This window comes from Streptomyces sp. NPDC022910 (genome assembly GCF_055561075.1).
On record NZ_JBVHHL010000005.1, the window covers coordinates 262,313 to 281,661 of the forward strand.

Genomic DNA, 19,349 nt, shown 5'->3' on the forward strand with positions numbered 1-19,349 from the left:
GTCAAAACAAATGGGCCGCGCCCGCATCGGCGTGCGGTCCATGTCAAGCCCCAGCGCCGTATGTGATCTTCGAATCAATGATCCGCGCACCTCACGGCGGTATTTCATGATCTTCGACCCCTCCTTCTCGCGCTTGCCGGTACGGCGCGTCCGGGCGCGGGCCGTATGCCGCGCGGCGTGTCCGACACGGTGGCCTCCGGCGGCCTGACGGACCCGGGGCGGGCCGGCGCACAAAGGACACCGGCCGCACCGGCTCGCGGGCCGTACGGGCCTCGTGGGCCCATAGGCTCGCTCCACCTACTCCGGCTGCCCGGCCGCCCTTCGCCAGGGGTCGCGCTCTCCGCACCTCCGACGCCGAAGGGCGGCCACCCCGAAAGGTGACCGCCCCTCAACTCAAGCTGCTCGCTTACTGGTTGTACGGACCGTAGTCGTAGTCCTCCAGCGGCACGGCCTGGCCGGAGCCCGTGCCGAACGGCGAGTAGTCGATGTCGTCGTAGCCGACGGCCGAGTACATTGCGGCCTTGGCCTCCTCGGTCGGCTCCACCCGGATGTTGCGGTAGCGGGACAGGCCCGTACCGGCCGGGATGAGCTTACCGATGATGACGTTCTCCTTGAGGCCGATCAGGGAGTCGGACTTGGCGTTGATCGCCGCGTCCGTGAGGACCCTGGTCGTCTCCTGGAAGGACGCCGCCGACAGCCACGACTCGGTCGCCAGCGAGGCCTTGGTGATACCCATCAGCTGCGGACGGCCGGAGGCCGGGTGGCCGCCTTCCTGGACCACACGACGGTTCTCGGTCTCGAACTTCGAGCGCTCGACCAGCTCGCCGGGCAGCAGCTCGGCGTCGCCGGACTCGATGATCGTCACACGGCGCAGCATCTGCCGGATGATGATCTCGATGTGCTTGTCGTGGATCGACACACCCTGCGAGTTGTACACCTTCTGGACCTCGCCGACCAGGTGGACCTGGACGGCACGCTGGCCCAGGATGCGCAGCACGTCGTGCGGGTTGGTGGCACCCACGGTGAGCTTCTGGCCCACCTCGACGTGCTCGCCCTCGCTGACCAGGAGTCGGGCGCGCTTCGAGATCGGGTAGGCCGTCTCGTCGCTGCCGTCGTCCGGCGTGATGACGATCTTCTTGGTCTTCTCGGTCTCCTCGATCCGGACGCGGCCGGAGGCCTCGGAGATCGGGGCGACACCCTTCGGGGTACGGGCCTCGAAGAGCTCGACGACACGCGGCAGACCCTGGGTGATGTCGTCACCGGCCACACCACCGGTGTGGAAGGTACGCATCGTCAGCTGGGTACCGGGCTCACCGATGGACTGAGCGGCGATGATGCCGACCGCCTCACCGATGTCGACCAGCTTGCCGGTGGCCAGCGAGCGGCCATAGCACATGGCACACGTGCCGACGGCGGACTCACAGGTCAGGACCGAGCGGGTCTTGACCTCCTCGACGCCCTGTGCGATCAGCTCGTCCATGAGCACGTCGCCCAGGTCGGTGCCGGCCGGGGCCAGCACCCTGCCGTCGACGACGATGTCCTCGGCGAGGCAGCGCGCGTACACGGACGTCTCGACGTTGTCCGCCTTGCGCAGGACGCCGTCGGCGCCGCGCTCGGCGATGCGCAGCTTGAGGCCACGGTCGGTGCCGCAGTCCTCCTCGCGAATGATGACGTCCTGGGAGACGTCCACCAGACGACGGGTGAGGTAACCCGAGTCGGCGGTACGCAGAGCGGTGTCCGCCAGACCCTTACGGGCACCGTGCGTGGAGATGAAGTACTCCAGCACGGACAGACCCTCACGGAACGAGGCCTTGATGGGCCGCGGGATCGTCTCGTTCTTCGCGTTCGACACCAGACCGCGCATACCCGCGATCTGGCGCATCTGCATCATGTTTCCTCGCGCACCCGAGTTCACCATCATGAAGATCGGGTTCGTCTTCGGGAAGTTGTCGTTCATCGCCTCGGCGACCTCGTTGGTCGCCTTGGTCCAGATGGCGATGAGCTCCTGGGTGCGCTCGTCCTTGGTGATCAGACCGCGCTCGTACTGCTTCTGGACCTTCTCGTCCTGCGCCTCGTAGCCCTTGACGATCTCCTTCTTCGCCTCGGGAACGACGACGTCGGAGATGGCGACGGTGACGCCGGAACGGGTCGCCCAGAAGAAGCCGGCCGCCTTCAGGTTGTCGAGCGTCGCCGCCACGATGACCTTCGGGTAGCGCTCGGCGAGATCGTTGACGATCTCGGAGAGCTGCTTCTTGCCGACCTCGTAGTCGACGAACGGGTAGTCCTCGGGCAGCAGCTCGTTGAAGAGCGCACGGCCCAGCGTGGTCCTCAGACGGAAGCTGTCACCCTGCTGCCACTCCGGCTCGCTCTCCTCCTGGGCCGGCGGGGTCCAGCCGCGCGGCGGGATGGTGCCCACCGGGAAGCGGATGTCCACGCGCGACTGTAGCGAGAGCTCGCCGGCGTCGAACGCCATGATCGCCTCGGCCACGGACGCGAAGGAGCGGTCCTCGCCCTTCACGTTCCGCATCTCGCCGTCCGTGGTCAGGAAGAACAGGCCGAGGACCATGTCCTGGGTCGGCATCGTGACCGGGCGGCCGTCGGCCGGCTTGAGGATGTTGTTCGAGGACAGCATCAGGATGCGGGCCTCGGCCTGCGCCTCCGCGGACAGCGGCAGGTGCACGGCCATCTGGTCACCGTCGAAGTCCGCGTTGAACGCGGTGCAGACGAGCGGGTGGATCTGGATGGCCTTGCCCTCGACCAGCTGCGGCTCGAAGGCCTGGATGCCGAGGCGGTGCAGCGTGGGCGCACGGTTCAGCAGAACCGGGTGCTCCGCGATGACCTCTTCCAGCACGTCGTACACGACCGTGCGGCCGCGCTCGACCATGCGCTTGGCGCTCTTGATGTTCTGCGCGTGGTTCAGGTCGACCAGGCGCTTCATCACGAACGGCTTGAAGAGCTCCAGCGCCATCGCCTTCGGCAGACCGCACTGGTGCAGCTTCAGCTGCGGACCGACGACGATCACGGAACGCGCCGAGTAGTCGACACGCTTGCCGAGCAGGTTCTGACGGAAACGACCCTGCTTGCCCTTCAGCATGTCGCTGAGGGACTTCAGCGGGCGGTTGCCGGGGCCCGTGACCGGGCGGCCGCGACGACCGTTGTCGAAGAGGGCGTCAACAGCCTCCTGAAGCATGCGCTTCTCGTTGTTGACGATGATCTCCGGGGCACCGAGGTCCAGGAGCCTCTTCAGACGGTTGTTGCGGTTGATCACACGGCGGTACAGGTCGTTCAGGTCGGAGGTCGCGAAGCGGCCACCGTCCAGCTGCACCATCGGACGCAGGTCCGGCGGGATGACCGGCACGCAGTCCAGAACCATGCCCTTGGGGCTGTTGGAGGTCTGCAGGAAGGCAGACACGACCTTCAGCCGCTTCAGCGCACGGGTCTTCTTCTGGCCCTTGCCGGTACGGATGATCTCGCGGAGACGCTCGGCCTCCTCCTCCAGGTCGAAGGACTCCAGGCGCTTCTGCAGCGCCGCGGCACCCATCGAACCGTCGAAGTACGTGCCGAAGCGGTCACGCAGCTCGCGGTAGAGCAGCTCGTCGCCCTCGAGGTCCTGGACCTTGAGGTTCTTGAACCGGGTCCACACCTCGTCGAGGCGGTCGATCTCGCGCTGCGCACGGTCGCGCAGCTGCTTCATCTCACGCTCGGCACCTTCGCGCACCTTGCGGCGCACATCGGCCTTGGCACCCTCGGCCTCCAGCTCGGCCAGGTCGGCCTCGAGCTTCTTGGCGCGGGCCTCCAGGTCGGCGTCACGACGGTTCTCGATCTGCTGCCGCTCGACGGAGACGTGCGCCTCCAGGGAGGGCAGGTCACGCGTACGGCGCTCCTCGTCGACGTACGTGATCATGTACGCCGCGAAGTAGATGACCTTCTCCAGGTCCTTCGGGGCGAGGTCGAGCAGGTAGCCCAGCCGCGACGGAACGCCCTTGAAGTACCAGATGTGCGTGACGGGGGCGGCGAGCTCGATGTGGCCCATCCGCTCACGGCGCACCTTCGCGCGCGTGACCTCAACGCCACAGCGCTCGCAGATGATGCCCTTGAAGCGGACGCGCTTGTACTTGCCGCAGTAGCACTCCCAGTCCCGGGTCGGGCCGAAGATCTTCTCGCAGAAGAGGCCGTCCTTCTCGGGCTTGAGGGTGCGGTAGTTGATGGTCTCGGGCTTCTTGACCTCGCCGTGGCTCCACTGACGGATGTCGTCAGCGGTGGCCAGGCCGATCCGGAGCTCGTCGAAGAAGTTGACGTCGAGCACTATGCGTCAATCCCTCTCAGGGTCGTAAGTCTTTCGGTCTGTACGGGGGCCTGGGGGTCGGCGGGCCTTGGGATCAGACCCGCCGGACTCCCGTCAGACCTCTTCGACGCTGCTCGGCTCGCGCCGGGACAGGTCGATGCCGAGCTCCTCCGCAGCGCGGAAGACGTCCTCGTCGGTGTCACGCATCTCGATGGACATACCGTCGCTGGACAGCACCTCCACGTTCAGGCACAGGGACTGCATCTCCTTGATGAGGACCTTGAAGGACTCGGGGATGCCGGGCTCGGGGATGTTCTCGCCCTTGACGATGGCCTCGTAGACCTTCACGCGGCCGGTGACGTCGTCGGACTTGATGGTCAGCAGCTCCTGGAGGGCGTACGCGGCGCCGTAGGCTTCGAGGGCCCACACCTCCATCTCGCCGAAGCGCTGGCCACCGAACTGGGCCTTACCACCCAGCGGCTGCTGGGTGATCATCGAGTACGGACCGGTCGAGCGGGCGTGCAGCTTGTCGTCGACCAGGTGGTGCAGCTTCAGGATGTACATGTAACCGACCGAGATCGGGTCCGGGAACGGCTCACCGGAGCGGCCGTCGAACAGCCGCGCCTTGCCGGACGGGAGAACCAGGCGGTCACCGTCGCGGTTCGGGATGGTGTGCTGCAGCAGACCCGCCAGCTCGTCCTCGCGGGCACCGTCGAAGACCGGGGTCGCGACGTTGGTCCGCGGGTCGACCTGGTCGGCGCCGATCGCCTGCAGGCGCTGCGCCCACTCGTCGGCCAGCCCGGAGACGTCCCAGCCGCGGCTGGCGAGCCAGCCGAGGTGGATCTCCAGGACCTGTCCCGGGTTCATTCGGGACGGCACACCCAGAGGGTTGAGGATGATGTCGACCGGGGTGCCGTCCTCCAGGAACGGCATGTCCTCGATCGGCAGGATCTTCGAGATGACACCCTTGTTGCCGTGACGGCCGGCGAGCTTGTCACCATCGGTGATCTTGCGCTTCTGCGCCACGTACACGCGCACAAGCTGGTTCACACCCGGGGGAAGCTCGTCGCCCTCCTCGCGGTCGAAGACGCGGACGCCGATGACCTTGCCGGTCTCGCCGTGCGGCACCTTCAGCGAGGTGTCACGGACCTCACGGGCCTTCTCACCGAAGATCGCGCGCAGCAGGCGCTCCTCGGGCGTCAGCTCGGTCTCACCCTTCGGGGTGACCTTGCCGACGAGGATGTCACCGGCGATGACCTCGGCACCGATGCGGATGATGCCGCGCTCGTCGAGGTCGGCGAGGACCTCCTCGGAGACGTTCGGGATGTCCCGGGTGATCTCCTCGGGGCCGAGCTTGGTGTCACGGGCGTCGACCTCGTGCTCCTCGATGTGGATCGAGGAGAGGACGTCGTCCTGCACGAGGCGCTGCGACAGGATGATCGCGTCCTCGTAGTTGTGACCCTCCCACGGCATGAACGCCACGAGCAGGTTCTTGCCGAGCGCCATCTCGCCGTTCTGGGTGGCCGGACCGTCGGCGAGGACCTGGCCCTCGACGACCCGGTCGCCCTCGTTGACGATGACCTTCTGGTTGACCGAGGTGCCCTGGTTGGAGCGGGCGAACTTGGCCAGGCGGTACGTGATGTACGTGCCGTCGTCGTTGGCGGTGGTGATGTAGTCCGCGGAGACCTCCTGGACCACACCCGCCTTCTCGGCCTTGACCACGTCGCCGGCGTCGACGGCGGAGCGGTACTCCATGCCGGTGCCGACGAGCGGGGACTCCGACTTGATCAGCGGCACGGCCTGGCGCATCATGTTCGCGCCCATGAGGGCACGGTTGGCGTCGTCGTGCTCGAGGAACGGGATCATGGCGGTCGCGACCGACACCATCTGGCGCGGCGAGACATCCATGTAGTCGACGTCCTCGGGGCTGACGTAGTCGACCTCACCGCCACGCCGGCGGACCAACACACGGGCCTCGGCGAAGCGGAGGTCGTCCCCCAGCGTCGCGTTGGCCTGCGCGATGACGAACCGGTCCTCTTCGTCGGCGGTCAGGTAGTCGACCTCGTCGGTGACCTGGCCGTCGTTGACCTTGCGGTACGGGGTCTCGACGAAACCGAACGCGTTGACCCGGCCGTAGGAGGCCAGCGAACCGATCAGACCGATGTTCGGGCCTTCGGGCGTCTCGATCGGGCACATACGGCCGTAGTGAGACGGGTGCACGTCACGGACCTCGAAGCCGGCCCGCTCACGGGAGAGACCACCCGGACCGAGCGCGGACAGACGACGCTTGTGCGTCAGCCCGGACAGCGGGTTGTTCTGGTCCATGAACTGGGACAGCTGGCTGGTGCCGAAGAACTCCTTGATGGAGGCGACGACCGGCCGAATGTTGATCAGGGTCTGCGGCGTGATCGCCTCGACGTCCTGCGTGGTCATGCGCTCGCGCACGACGCGCTCCATCCGCGCCAGACCCGTACGGACCTGGTTCTGGATGAGTTCGCCGACGCTGCGCAGGCGGCGGTTGCCGAAGTGGTCGATGTCGTCGGTCTCGACGACGATGGCCTCACCGCTGTCACCGACCGTCTCGGTCTCGCCGGCGTGCAGCTTCACCAGGTACTTGATCGTCGAGATGACGTCCTCGACGGTCAGGATGCCCGCGTCCAGCGGAGCGTCCGCACCCAGCTTCTTGTTGACCTTGTAGCGGCCGACCTTGGCGAGGTCGTAGCGCTTGGGGTTGAAGTACAGGTTCTCCAGAAGCGTCTGCGCGGCCTCACGCGTGGGGGGCTCGCCCGGACGCAGCTTGCGGTAGATGTCGAGCAGCGCGTCGTCCTGGCCCTGGGTGTGGTCCTTCTCCAGGGTGGCGCGCATGGACTCGTACTCGCCGAACTCCTCGAGGATCTGCTCGGTGGTCCAGCCGAGCGCCTTCAGGAGGACGGTCACGGACTGCTTGCGCTTGCGGTCGATGCGGACACCGACCATGTCGCGCTTGTCGATCTCCATCTCCAGCCAGGCACCCCGGGACGGGATGATCTTGGCCGAGAAGATGTCCTTGTCGGACGTCTTGTCGATGGTGGAGTCGAAGTAGACACCGGGCGAACGGACCAGCTGCGACACCACGACACGCTCGGTGCCGTTGATGACGAAGGTGCCCTTGTTCGTCATGAGCGGGAAGTCGCCCATGAAGACGGTCTGGGACTTGATCTCACCAGTCTCGTTGTTGGTGAATTCGGCCGTGACGAAGAGCGGAGCCGCGTACGTGAAGTCGCGCTCCTTGCACTCGTCGATCGAGTTCTTCGGCGGCTCGAAGCGGTGGTCGCGGAACGTCAGCGACATCGACCCGGAGAAGTCCTCGATCGGGGAGATCTCCTCGAAGATCTCCTCGAGACCGGACTTGGTGGGGACGTCCTGACCGGACTCCAGAGCCTCCTCGACGCGAGCCTTCCACGCGTCGTTGCCGAGCAGCCAGTCGAAGCTCTCGGTTTGCAGCGCGAGAAGGTTCGGAACCTCGAGGGGCTCCTTGATCTTTGCAAAGGAGATGCGCAGCGGGGCGGTGCTGGCGCCGTTGTTCGTATTCGCGGTCGAGGCAGTGCGCGAGGCGGCCAAGAGGGGGTCCTTCCGAGGGCTCGGACTCACTACGCGCGTCCCGGTCCCCGCCGGGCACAGAGACAGAAGTCCCAGGTCAGAGACTTTCGATCGTCGTGCTCAAGCAAGGGGCGTGCTCCTGGTGACGGGCAGGAGGCAGCTAACAGGCAGCGCAAAGGGTCAGTGTAGCCACTTGGCACACTGATGTCCAGTGCGGGATTGCAGGCTCACGACGGAGACCCTCGTTGTCCCTCAACAGCTGCGGCAAGCCACGCCCTCGATGCACATCGATACTGCCCTCTTCGTCGTCGATCCATGCCTCGGATCCGGATCGTTGTGACGACGCGTCCTGAGAATTGCGCGCTGCGTGCAGTTCGTCAAGGCCCCCCTTGCCCAAACCGGGTGCTGCCCTCGTCACTTGCTGCCTGTCACCGGGGCCCTGAGGAGGTACGACGAAGATCACCATACTCCCCGCGGTGACGGGCGCAAGGCAGCCGCCGCCGGACCCCCCGGAACGACGAAGAGCGACCACCCGGATGGATGATCGCTCTTCGGTGCGTTCGCGTTACAGCCCTGCGAGTGAGCCGCGATCGGCACCCCGAGGGGGCCGTGTGTCGTGGTTGCGGCGTTCGAGTGAGCCGCGACCGCGGTCACGAGCAAGCCGCGCTCCGCGGTCGCGAAAGGGCCGCACGGGGCGGAAGCCCCGTACGGCCCAGTGAGCCCTGTGCGGGCCCGCGAGTCCGGTGCGGACCCGAGGAGGTCTTACTTGACCTCGACGGAGGCGCCGGCGCCCTTGAGGGACTCGGCGGCCTTCTCGGCGGCGTCCTTGGCGACCTTCTCCAGGACGGGCTTCGGGGCGCCGTCCACGAGGTCCTTGGCCTCCTTCAGACCGAGGGAGGTCAGCTCACGCACGACCTTGATGACCTGGATCTTCTTGTCGCCGGCGCCGGTGAGGATGACGTCGAACTCGTCCTTCTCCTCGACCTCGGCGGCGGCCGGGGCACCCGGGGCACCCGGGGCGACGGCGGCGACCGCGGCGGCGGCGGTGACGTCGAACTTCTCCTCGAAGGCCTTCACGAACTCGGAGAGCTCGATGAGGGTCATCTCCTCGAACTGCGCGAGCAGGTCTTCCTGGCTGAGCTTCGCCATGGTGGGCGATCCTTCCACTAATTCGGCTGGTGCCGGATGTACATGTCTGGCGGGCGTACGTTCGGCCCGCTACGACCGTCGCCTCAGGCGGCGTCGGTCAATGCGCGAGCCGAGTTACTCGGCACCGCCCTGCTCGTCCTGCTTGGCGCGAAGAGCGTCCACGGTGCGGACGAACTTCGAGGGAAGCGCCTGGAAGAGCGAAGCAGCCTGGGACTGCTTGCCCTTGAAGGCACCCGCCAGCTTGGAGAGCAGAACCTCGCGGGACTCGAGGTCCGCAAGCTTCTTGATCTCGTCGGCGGACAGCGCCTTGCCGTCAAGGACACCGCCCTTGATGACGAGGTTCGGGTTGTCCTTGGCGAAGTCACGAAGACCCTTCGCCGACTCCACCGGGTCACCGGTGACGAAGGCAACTGCCGTCGGACCGTTGAACAGGTCGTCGAGCGTCGTGATCCCGGCCTCGTTGGCCGCAATCTTGGTCAGCGTGTTCTTCACCACGGCGTACTGGGCGTTCTCACCGAGCGATCGGCGCAGGTTCTTGAGCTGCGCCACGGTGAGACCCCGGTACTCGGTCAGCACGGCGGCGTTCGAGCTGCGGAACTGCTCCGCGAGCTCGGCCACCGCGGCAGCCTTGTCGGGCCTTGCCATAGAGCGTCGGCCTCCTTCCGGGTGATGGGACCGCTCGGAAGGGGCTGGGGCAAACGAAACGCCCCGGCGCAGGCGCACGGGGCGGACTCGACCGGTCGAACGCACGGTGAACGCACGCACTCCGGGAGCTCTTCCACTGTCACCTGCGCGGGTCGTCCGCAGTTCAGCGGATCCTTCGGCCACCGCGCCCTCATCCGAGCACACGGCAACGACCAGCGGTCTTTGGCTTCTGTAGGAGAGTACGGGAACGGATCGCCGTCAAGCAAATCCGGCCCCCCGGGTCAGCCCTGCTGGGCGTCCTCGACTGGACGCCTACGAGCCCTGGGTGGTCATCAGGTCCTTGAAGTCGGCGGTGTCCGCCGCCGGGGGCTTGTCGGCCGAGACCCGCACGCCGTAGTCGCGGTAGTACGCGGTGGAAAACATCCGCCCGGTCGACAGCTCACCCCGCTCGGCCTTTTTGACCAGCAGGTCATGGTCGTCGACCCAGATGTCGACGGTCTCCGCGGTGACCCCCGCCTGCTCCAGTTGCGCCTTGAGGCCCGCGACGTCCCCACCTGTGAGGGTCGTCGTGGTGACCGTGCCCGAGTAGTGCGTGGTGCGTCGGCCCCGCACCGTCTCCTCGCCGACCCGGCGTACGTCCCCGGAGGCGAGGAGGAGGCGGACCGGCTGGAGCGGGGCGGTGTTGCGCAGCTGTTCCGTCATATGCGCCCCGGAGCCGCCCGGGAGGGCCGCCAGGTCGTCGTAGGCGTATTTGATCCAGTGCCGGCCGTGCAGGCGGCGGGCGAACGTGGCGCCGACCTTCGCGTAGTAGGCGTCGGGCAGCAGCCGGGCCTCCATGGAGGTGCTGTTCAGCTTGCGCATGGTCTCGGCGAGCTGGCCGCCGGTGTAGGTGATGCGGAGGGTGCCGACGGAACGGCCGGACCAGCCGAGGGCCCCGTCCGTCCTGAGGGCGAGCATCGCACCCATGGCCGTCGTGGACTCTATGCGCGCGGAGCCGGCCCTCCTGGTGGCCTTCTCGACGGCGCGCAGGGCGGCGACCGACCGGGGGTCGACACGGCCGGCGCGGCCGCCCGACGGCTCCGCGGAGCCCTTGTGGGAGTCGCCGTCGCCGGAGAAGCTGCACGCCGCCACGGCGGACAGCGCGGCGACCGCCGCGATCGGGAGGATCCCGCGCCGCATGATCCGGTCCCTCATCCGTCCCCCCTTGTGCACTGCGTGATCTTCACGCTAACTCCGGGCCGGGGGAAACGGCACGCACCTGCCGGGAAACGGCATGTGCCCTGTGTCGCATGTGAGCGAGCCGAGGGGGTGCGCGGCGGTCCGACACCCACTCGGACGCCGGAGGGAGAACGAGCCGGAAAAGGCGCCGGGCCCCGCACCCAGGAAGGTGCGAGGCCCGGCGTGAGCTGCGCATGGACCGCGGCTGCCCGTCAGGTTCAGACGGCGGCCGGGTCCTCCTCGACGAGGAGGTTGCGGGTGCGGTTCGGGTCGACCGGGATGCCGGGGCCGATCGTGGTGCTGATCGCGGCCTTCTTGATGTAGCGACCCTTGGCTGCGGACGGCTTCAGACGGAGGATCTCCTCCAGGGCCGCGCCGTAGTTCTCCACCAGCTTGGTGTCGTCGAAGGACGTCTTGCCGATGATGAAGTGCAGGTTCGAGTGCTTGTCGACACGGAACTCGATCTTGCCGCCCTTGATGTCGTTGACAGCCTTGACGACATCGGGGGTCACGGTGCCGGTCTTGGGGTTCGGCATCAGACCACGGGGACCGAGCACGCGGCCGAGGCGGCCGACCTTGCCCATGAGGTCCGGGGTGGCGACGACGGCGTCGAAGTCCAGACGACCCTTCGACACCTCGTCGATCAGCTCGTCGGCGCCGACGATGTCGGCGCCCGCGGCACGAGCGGCCTCGGCACGGTCACCGGTCGCGAAGACCAGGACCCGGGCGGTCTTACCGGTGCCGTGCGGGAGGTTCACGGTGCCACGGACCATCTGGTCGGCCTTGCGCGGGTCGACACCCAGACGGAAGGCGACCTCGACGGTGCCGTCGAACTTGGTCGTGGAGGTCTCCTTGGCGAGACGGACGGCCTCGAGCGGGGCGTACAGCTTCTCCCGGTCGACCTTGGCGTCCGCAGCGCGGAGAGCCTTGCTGCGCTTGCTCACAACTGCTCCTGTGTGTTCTGAAAGGAGTCGTGGTACGGGCCGAGCAGGCCCTGCCACGTGCGGCGGGTGATCAGGGGATCACTGCCGCATGGGTTCTACCAAGGTGGGGTTCAGCCCTCGACCGTGACGCCCATGGAACGGGCGGTGCCAGCGATGATCTTCGCGGCGGCGTCCAGGTCGTTGGCGTTGAGGTCGGGCATCTTGGTCTGGGCGATCTCACGGACCTGCGCCTCGGTGATCTTGGCGACCTTGGTCTTGTGCGGCTCGCCGGAGCCCTTCTCGATGCCCGCGGCCTTGAGGATCATCTTGGCGGCCGGCGGAGTCTTGGTGATGAAGGTGAAGGAGCGGTCCTCGTAGACCGTGATCTCCACCGGGATGACCCAACCGCGCTGCGACTCGGTCGCGGCGTTGTAGGCCTTGCAGAACTCCATGATGTTGACGCCGTGCTGACCCAGCGCCGGGCCGACCGGCGGCGCCGGGTTGGCGGCACCGGCCTGGATCTGGAGCTTGATGAGCCCCGTGACCTTCTTCTTCTTGGGAGGCATTGCTCTCTCCGGGTCCTTAGTGAGAGTTTTCCGCCGTCCCATCCGGATCATCCGGATGGAGGCATACCGCACAACGATAACGGGTACCTGTGCGCGGCCAAAAACCGAGCAGGTCAGACCGGCATTCGCAGCCTGCCTGACCTGGTCGGAAGTACTTGCGCCAGAGGAACTAGTTCTTCTGGATCTGGTCGAAGGAGAGCTCGACCGGCGTCTCGCGGCCGAAGATCTCCACGAGGCCCTTGACCTTCTTCGAGTCGGGGTTGATCTCGTTGATGGTCGCCTGCAGCGTGGCGAACGGGCCGTCGGTGACGGTGACCGAGTCGCCGACCTCGAAGTCCAGCACCTGGACCTCGACCTTGCGCTGCGGAGCAGGCTTGCCCTCGGCCTCGGCGGCCTCGCGGGCGGCCTTCTCCTCGGCCTCCGGGGCGAGCATCTTGACGATCTCGTCCAGGGTCAGCGGATACGGGTCGTAGGCGTTGCCCACGAAGCCGGTGACGCCGGGCGTGTTGCGGACGACACCCCAGGACTCGTTCGTCAGGTCCATGCGCACCAGCACATAGCCGGGGAGCTTGTTCTGACGGATGGTCTTGCGGTCGCCGTTCTTGATCTGGACGACCTCTTCCTGCGGCACCTCGGCCTGGAAGATGTAGTCCTCGACGTTCAGCGAGACGGCGCGCTGCTCGAGGTTGGTCTTCACACGGTTCTCGTAGCCGGCGTACGTGTGGATCACGTACCACTCGCCGGGCAGGGAGCGCAGCTCCTGGCGAAGCTTCTCGACCGGGTCGAGCTCGGGCTCCTCCTCGCCCTCGACGACCTCGTCCTCGTCCACGACGTGCACGGCAGCCTTCTCGGCCGACTCCCCCGCCTCGGCTTCGGCAGCCTCGAACTCGTCCTGCTCGTCCGCGCCCTCGACGATGTCGAGCTCGTCATCCACGGACTCGTCCGGCTCGGTGGCGTCGTTCAGGTTCGGGTCAGACACGGTGGCTGCTTCTTCCTGGATACATAGGGGTGGAACATGCGAAAGCGGACGCCGGATACCTCGGCGTCCTTCGCTCTCGGCTCAGCCGAAGACGTACTTCGCCGCGTGGTTGAGCCCATAGTCAATCACGGTCACCAGGGCGATCATGATGACGACGAAGACGATCACCACGGTCGTGTACGTCGTCAGCTGGTTGCGTGTCGGCCAGACGACCTTGCGGAGCTCCGCGACGATCTGGCGGTAGAAGAGGGCAAGGCGCTTCAGCGGGCCCTTCTTGGCTCGCTTGCCACCCTTGCGGGTCTTCTTCTTCGACTCCTGCACCTCGTCCTGGGCGTCAGGCATGTCGATGGAGCCCACGGCGTCCGTCACTCGTCCTCACCTGATTCCCGGGTCGTGGCCGTGCCGCGCCCGGTGGAGCCGCACGGCAAATGCAATACATATGTACTGTGCGCACACTTCCTGGTGGGAGTGTGTAGCAGGGCCGGAGGGACTTGAACCCCCAACCGCTGGTTTTGGAGACCAGTGCTCTACCAATTGAGCTACGACCCTTTGTGTGTACCCCAACGTACCGCATCCGACCGTGTGCTCGGTGTGCACCGGCTCGGTCGCCGCCGCTGGAGGCCAACGAGGTGAGAGTGTACGTGTTCCGCGGCCGGGCGTCGAACAGAAAGTGCCCGTACGGGCATTGTCCGTGGAAGATCGGCCAGGCCGCCGTGCGGATCCGGACGGATGTTCAGTCGGTGGCCCGCTCCTGACCAGTCTGTGAAACCCGCGTGCCGGGGGCGTTTCCGGTCTGAAACGATGGGTCCCATGAGCGCTGCAACCCCTCCCACCGAGCGCCGGGTCTCCGCCCGGATCGGCGCGATCTCCGAGTCCGCCACCCTTGCCGTGGACGCCAAGGCCAAGGCCCTCAAGGCCGCCGGGCGCCCGGTGATCGGCTTCGGCGCCGGTGAGCCCGACTTCCCGACGCCGGACTACATCGTCGAGGCGGCCGTCGAGGCCTGCAAGAACCCGAAGTACCACCGCTACACGCCGGCGGGCGGTCTGCCCGAGCTGAAGACCGCGATCGCCGCGAAGACGCTGCGCGACTCCGGCTACGAGCCCGACGTCTCGGAGATCCTGGTCACCAACGGCGGCAAGCAGGCCATCTACGAGGCCTTCGCCGCGATCCTCGACCCGGGCGACGAGGTGATCGTCCCGGCTCCGTACTGGACGACGTACCCGGAGTCGATCCGGCTGGCCGGCGGTGTCCCGGTGGAGGTCGTCGCGGACGAGACGACCGGCTACCGCGTCTCCGTCGAGCAGCTGGAGGCGGCCCGCACGGAGAAGACGAAGGTCGTCCTCTTCGTGTCGCCGTCCAACCCGACCGGCGCGGTGTACTCCGAGGCCGAGACCGAGGCCATCGGCCGCTGGGCCGTGGAGCACGGCCTGTGGGTGCTGACCGACGAGATCTATGAGCACCTCGTCTACGGCGAGGCGGCGTCCGTGTCCCTGCCGGCCCTCCTTCCCGAGCTGCGCGACAAGTGCATCGTGGTCAACGGCGTCGCCAAGACGTACGCGATGACGGGCTGGCGCGTGGGCTGGATCATCGGCCCGAAGGACGTGGTGAAGGCGGCGACGAACCTGCAGTCGCACGCGACGTCCAATGTGTCGAACGTCGCGCAGGTGGCGGCGCTGGCGGCCGTGTCGGGCGACCTGGAAGCGGTCGCGAGGATGCGCGAGGCCTTCGACCGGCGCCGCAAGACCATCGTGCGGATGCTGAACGAGATCGACGGCGTGGTCTGCCCGGAGCCGGAGGGCGCGTTCTACGCGTACCCGTCGGTGAAGGCGCTGATCGGCAAGGAGATCCGCGGCAAGCGCCCGCAGAACACCGTGGAGCTGGCCGCGCTGATCCTGGAGGAGGCCGAGGTCGCGGTCGTCCCGGGCGAGGCCTTCGGCACCCCCGGCTACCTGCGGCTGTCGTACGCCCTCGGGGACGAGGATCTGGTCGAGGGCGTGAGCCGGATCCAGAAGCTGCTGGCGGAGGCACGGGACTGACGCGTCCCGCCTCCCGGTTCTCAGAGGCGGCACCTCCCGAATGCGGGAGGTGACCGCCTCGTTTGTTCGTGCGACAAACATCACTGACGCTCGTGCGATGAAGACCACTGAAGGGAAAGCGCTACCGGTCCGGCGGGGGCGTACGGCAGGATCCTCGAATGGAGCACGTACGTGATGTCTCTGAACTGCCGAAGGCCCATCTGCACCTGCACTTCACCGGTTCGATGCGGCCGGCAACCGTCCTGGAGCTGGCCGACAAGTACGGCGTCCACCTCCCCGAGGCGCTGACCGAAGCCCTGACCAGTGGCGAACCGCCGAAGCTGCGGGCCACCGACGAGCGCGGCTGGTTCCGCTTCCAGCGGCTGTACGACGCGGCGCGCTCGTGCCTGAGGGAGCCGGAGGACATCCAGCGGCTGGTGCGGGAGGCCGCGGAGGAGGACCTGAGGGACGGCTCGGGCTGGCTGGAGATCCAGGTCGACCCGACCTCGTACGCGCCGCGCCTGGGCGGTCTGATCCCGGCTCTGGAGATCATCCTGGACGCGGTCGACACCGCGGTGCGGGAGACGGGACTAGGGATGCGGGTCCTGGTCGCCGCGAACCGGATGAAGCATCCTCTGGACGCACGCACGCTGGCGCGGCTGGCGGTGCGGTACGGGGACCGCGGTGTGGTGGGCTTCGGCCTCTCGAACGACGAGCGCCGGGGCATGGCGCGGGACTTCGACCGCGCGTTCGCCATCGCCCATGACGGTGGTCTGCTGTCGGCCCCGCACGGCGGCGAACTGACCGGCCCGTCGTCGGTCCGCGACTGCCTGGACGACCTGCATGCGGACCGGGTGGGCCACGGGGTGCGCGCTGCGGAGGATCCGCGCCTTTTGAAGCGGCTGGCGGAGCGGGGGGTCACGTGCGAGGTGTGCCCGGCGTCGAACGTCGCGCTCGGCGTCTACGAGAAGCCCGAGGACGTCCCCCTGCGAACTCTGTTCGAAGCGGGCGTCCCGATGGCACTGGGTGCCGACGACCCACTCCTGTTCGGCTCCCGCCTCGCGGCCCAGTACGAGATCGCCCGCCGCCACCACGGCTTCACGGACGAGGAGCTGGCGGAACTGGCCCGGCAGTCGGTGAGGGGTTCGGCGGCACCCGACGACGTGAAGGCGAAGCTGCTGGCGGGTGTGGAGGACTGGCTGCGCCCGAGTGCCCCTTGACGACTCCCTCCTGACGCGGCTTACGCAGCCCCCAGTCGGTGCGGCGCGGGCCACTTGCCGGGCCGCAGCCCGTAGGGGTGGTGGACCGGCGCCGACGGTGGCCGGTCCTGGGCCTGAACACGTGCAGTCCCGGCCGCATGTGGGGGTCTCATGCCCCGGCGGCGCGGTCAGCCGGGGCTCTGGGAGACGGAGATCCCGCCCAGCAGCGTCCGGGCGAGGCGGCGTGCGAAGTCGTCCACCGGCGGCCGTCCGCCCGTCTCCGTCGCGTCGTAGGCGAACGCGCGCTGCGCGCACGCGCCGAGGAGCAGGGAGGCGGCCGCGAAGGTGTCGGCGTCGGGGTGGACGCGTCCTGCGGCCTGCTCGGCGCGCAGGTAGGCGTCGAGGCTGTCGATGGGCTTGTGGGGGCCCGAGCCCATCTGCCGCATCGTCTCATCGTGCCGCCGCTTGAGCTGGGTCTCGGCGTACAGCGACGCGGCGATCGGAAAGCTCTGCTCGTAGAAGAGGGCCGCCTGGCGGGCGATCTCGGTGAGGTTCTCCTCCAGGGTGTGCCGACCGGGCTCGGCGGCGAGGCTGCGCAGCAGCGGGTCCAGCCGGGGCAGCCGCTCCGTGAGCACGTGGATGAACAACTCCTCCTTGCTCGGAAAGTACTTGTAGAGCGCGGCCTCGGAACAGCCCGCCGCCTTGGCGATCTCCTTGGTCGTGGCGCGGGCGAGCCCGACGGTGAGCATCAGCTCGTGTGCCGCGTCGAGGATGCGGACCCGGGCCGGTCTGTTCTGTGTTGCTGCCGTCTGCGCCTCTGTGTGCTGCATGGGGCGCAAGGATTCCATGACCGCTCCGCGGGGGCTTGACGTATGGGTGAGTACTTACTCACCCTAGAAGACAACTGGGGTGAGTGAATACTCACCCACCCAGCACGGGTCGAGCGGAAGCAGGGGATGCGCGGCATGAAACTCACCGTTTTCGGTGCCACCGGCGGCATCGGCCAGGAGATCGTCGAACAGGCCCTGTCAGCCGGCCACCAGGTCACCGCCGTCGTACGGGATCCCGCACGGCTCACCGCGACGGGCGCGGGCCTGGAGGTGTTCCGCGCGGATCTGACCGATTCCGACGCGCTGCGCCCGGCGGTCGTGGGCCGGGACGCGGTGCTGTCGGGGCTCGGCGCGCGCACGCGGAAGGATGCCGGGGTGGCGGCCCGGCTGACGCGTACGGTGCTGGGGGCCGTGGAGGCTGAAGATGTGCGCCGGCTGGTCGTGGTCACCTCCGGTCCGGTCGGTCCCGGACCCGAGGGCGACGGGGCACTGGACCGCGCCGTCCGCGGTCTCGTCTCGGCGATGCTCAAGGACGTCTACGCCGACCTGCGGGAGACGGAGGCCGAACTGGCCCGCAGCGCCACGGACTGGACGGTCGTGCGCCCGCCGCGCCTGCAGAACAAGCCGCTCACCGGCTCGTACCGCACGGTCGTCGGCGGCTTCCCGCGCAAGGGCCGCTTCATCGCCCGCGCCGACGTCGCCCACGCGATGCTGGCGATGGTCGACGACCCGGCGACTGTGAAACAAGGAGTCGGGGTGGCCTACTGACCTGCGAGGGCCGCCTGTCAGGGCCCTAGAGGCTGACCCCCACGGTGACCGGCTCGTTGACCAGCGTGATCCCGAAGGCCTCGCGGACTCCGGCTACGACCTCGCGGGCCAGGGCGAGCAGGTCCTCGGTGGTCGCGCCTCCGCGGTTGGTGAGGGCCAGGGTGTGCTTGGTGGAGATACGGGCGGGCCCGGTGCCGTACCCCTTGGCGAAGCCCGCCTTGTCGATCAGCCAGGCCGCGGAGGTCTTGGTGTGGCCCTCGCCGGCCGCGTAGGCGGGCGGCTCCGCCTCCTCGCCCAGCCGCTCCTTCACACGCGCGTGGAACGCGGCGAAATCCTCGTCGGTGAGGATCGGGTTGGTGAAGAAGGAGCCCGCCGACCAGGTGTCGTGGTCCTCCGGGTCCAGCACCATGCCCTTGCCCGTGCGCAGCTTGAGGACGGTCTCGCGGGCTGCGGCCAGCGGCACCCGGTCGCCGGGCTCGACGCCGAGAGCGCGGGCCGTCTCGGCGTACTTGAGGGGGGCGGAGAGTCCCTGCGCCCCCTCCAGCTCGAAGCGGACACGGAGGACGACGAAGCGCTCGGGGTCGGCCTTGAAGCGGCTGTGGCGGTATGAGAACGCGCAGTCGGCGTTCGGGATCGTGACCGTCTCGCGCGCCCTGCGGTCGTACGCGATCACCTCGGTGATCGTCGTGGAGACCTCCTGGCCGTACGCCCCCACGTTCTGGATCGGGGTCGCGCCCGCGGAGCCGGGGATTCCGGCGAGGCACTCGACACCGGCGAGCCCGGCCTCGACGGTGCGGGTGACGGCGTCGGTCCACACCTCTCCGGCGGCCAGCTCCAGCCTCGTGCCGTCGAGGCTGAAGCCCTCCGTGGCGATGCGTAGGGCCGTGCCATCGAAGCCCTTGTCACCGATGACCAGGTTGGATCCCCCGCCGATCAGCAGCAGCGGTGTACCGGAGTCGTCGGCCTCCCGGACGGCGGCGACCACCTCGGCGTCGGTGGTGGCGGTGATCAGGCGGGTCGCGGGGCCGCCCAGCCGGAAGGTGGTCAGCGGGGCGAGCGGGGCGTCGTGGAGTTCCTGCACGCGCCCAAGACTACGAGACGGCACCGACAGCCCCGTATCGCACGGAGAACGGCCCGCCGGAGGGCCGGCGGGCCGTTGTCCGCCACGCAGACTCGGTGGCGGCGACTCGGC

14 protein-coding genes and 1 tRNA gene are annotated in these 19,349 nt (G+C 68.0%); 3 read left to right on the forward strand and 12 right to left on the reverse strand.

The window, feature by feature from the left end; translation table 11 throughout:
* Positions 1-406 precede the first annotated feature (406 nt).
* The 10 genes from ACZ3TS_RS07540 to ACZ3TS_RS07585 form a co-directional block, all read right to left on the reverse strand.
* A complete protein-coding gene (locus ACZ3TS_RS07540) occupies positions 407-4,306 on the reverse strand; it encodes a DNA-directed RNA polymerase subunit beta' (protein WP_467614470.1) in 3,900 nt (1,299 codons plus the stop codon).
* A 93-nt stretch (positions 4,307-4,399) separates the two neighbouring features.
* Positions 4,400-7,885 (reverse strand): DNA-directed RNA polymerase subunit beta, encoded by a 3,486-nt coding sequence (gene rpoB / locus ACZ3TS_RS07545; RefSeq protein ID WP_467614473.1) that lies wholly within the window; start codon positions 7,883-7,885, stop codon positions 4,400-4,402.
* A 741-nt stretch (positions 7,886-8,626) separates the two neighbouring features.
* A complete protein-coding gene (gene rplL, locus ACZ3TS_RS07550) occupies positions 8,627-9,013 on the reverse strand; it encodes a 50S ribosomal protein L7/L12 (RefSeq protein WP_467614476.1) in 387 nt (128 codons plus the stop codon).
* A 114-nt stretch (positions 9,014-9,127) separates the two neighbouring features.
* Positions 9,128-9,658 carry a 50S ribosomal protein L10 gene (rplJ, locus tag ACZ3TS_RS07555; protein WP_467614481.1) on the reverse strand — a complete coding sequence of 177 codons (531 nt, stop codon included), beginning with the start codon at positions 9,656-9,658 and terminating at the stop codon, positions 9,128-9,130.
* Between the two features lie 312 nt (positions 9,659-9,970).
* A complete protein-coding gene (locus ACZ3TS_RS07560; protein WP_467614482.1) occupies positions 9,971-10,852 on the reverse strand; it encodes an SCO4651 family lipoprotein in 882 nt (293 codons plus the stop codon).
* 242 nt (positions 10,853-11,094) lie between these two features.
* Complete coding sequence (gene rplA / locus ACZ3TS_RS07565) at positions 11,095-11,820, reverse strand: 50S ribosomal protein L1 (RefSeq protein ID WP_467614485.1); 726 nt, start codon at positions 11,818-11,820, stop codon at positions 11,095-11,097.
* Between the two features lie 110 nt (positions 11,821-11,930).
* The gene (gene rplK / locus ACZ3TS_RS07570) at positions 11,931-12,365 is read right to left on the reverse strand and encodes a 50S ribosomal protein L11 (RefSeq protein ID WP_030345386.1); all 435 of its coding nucleotides are present in this window, start codon (positions 12,363-12,365) and stop codon (positions 11,931-11,933) included.
* 169 nt (positions 12,366-12,534) lie between these two features.
* Positions 12,535-13,344 (reverse strand): transcription termination/antitermination protein NusG, encoded by an 810-nt coding sequence (gene nusG / locus ACZ3TS_RS07575; protein WP_467614489.1) that lies wholly within the window; start codon positions 13,342-13,344, stop codon positions 12,535-12,537.
* Positions 13,345-13,425: 81 nt separating this feature from the next.
* The gene (secE, locus tag ACZ3TS_RS07580; protein ID WP_467614492.1) at positions 13,426-13,713 is read right to left on the reverse strand and encodes a preprotein translocase subunit SecE; all 288 of its coding nucleotides are present in this window, start codon (positions 13,711-13,713) and stop codon (positions 13,426-13,428) included.
* 107 nt (positions 13,714-13,820) lie between these two features.
* Positions 13,821-13,893, reverse strand: a tRNA-Trp gene (locus tag ACZ3TS_RS07585).
* A 261-nt stretch (positions 13,894-14,154) separates the two neighbouring features.
* Between ACZ3TS_RS07585 and ACZ3TS_RS07590 the strand changes: the two genes are divergently transcribed.
* Positions 14,155-15,381, forward strand: coding sequence for a pyridoxal phosphate-dependent aminotransferase (locus tag ACZ3TS_RS07590; RefSeq protein WP_467614495.1), 1,227 nt, complete (start codon positions 14,155-14,157; stop codon positions 15,379-15,381).
* Between the two features lie 158 nt (positions 15,382-15,539).
* Entirely contained in the window at positions 15,540-16,580 is a 1,041-nt protein-coding gene (locus ACZ3TS_RS07595) for an adenosine deaminase (protein ID WP_467614497.1), read from the forward strand.
* Positions 16,581-16,747: 167 nt separating this feature from the next.
* Here the strand turns inward: ACZ3TS_RS07595 and ACZ3TS_RS07600 are convergent, their stop codons facing one another.
* Entirely contained in the window at positions 16,748-17,389 is a 642-nt protein-coding gene (locus tag ACZ3TS_RS07600) for a TetR/AcrR family transcriptional regulator (RefSeq protein ID WP_467614499.1), read from the reverse strand.
* Positions 17,390-17,524: 135 nt separating this feature from the next.
* Between ACZ3TS_RS07600 and ACZ3TS_RS07605 the strand changes: the two genes are divergently transcribed.
* A complete protein-coding gene (locus tag ACZ3TS_RS07605) occupies positions 17,525-18,157 on the forward strand; it encodes an NAD(P)-dependent oxidoreductase (protein ID WP_467614501.1) in 633 nt (210 codons plus the stop codon).
* Between the two features lie 25 nt (positions 18,158-18,182).
* Here the strand turns inward: ACZ3TS_RS07605 and ACZ3TS_RS07610 are convergent, their stop codons facing one another.
* Positions 18,183-19,238 (reverse strand): UDP-N-acetylmuramate dehydrogenase, encoded by a 1,056-nt coding sequence (locus ACZ3TS_RS07610; protein WP_467614503.1) that lies wholly within the window; start codon positions 19,236-19,238, stop codon positions 18,183-18,185.
* Positions 19,239-19,349: the final 111 nt, after the last annotated feature.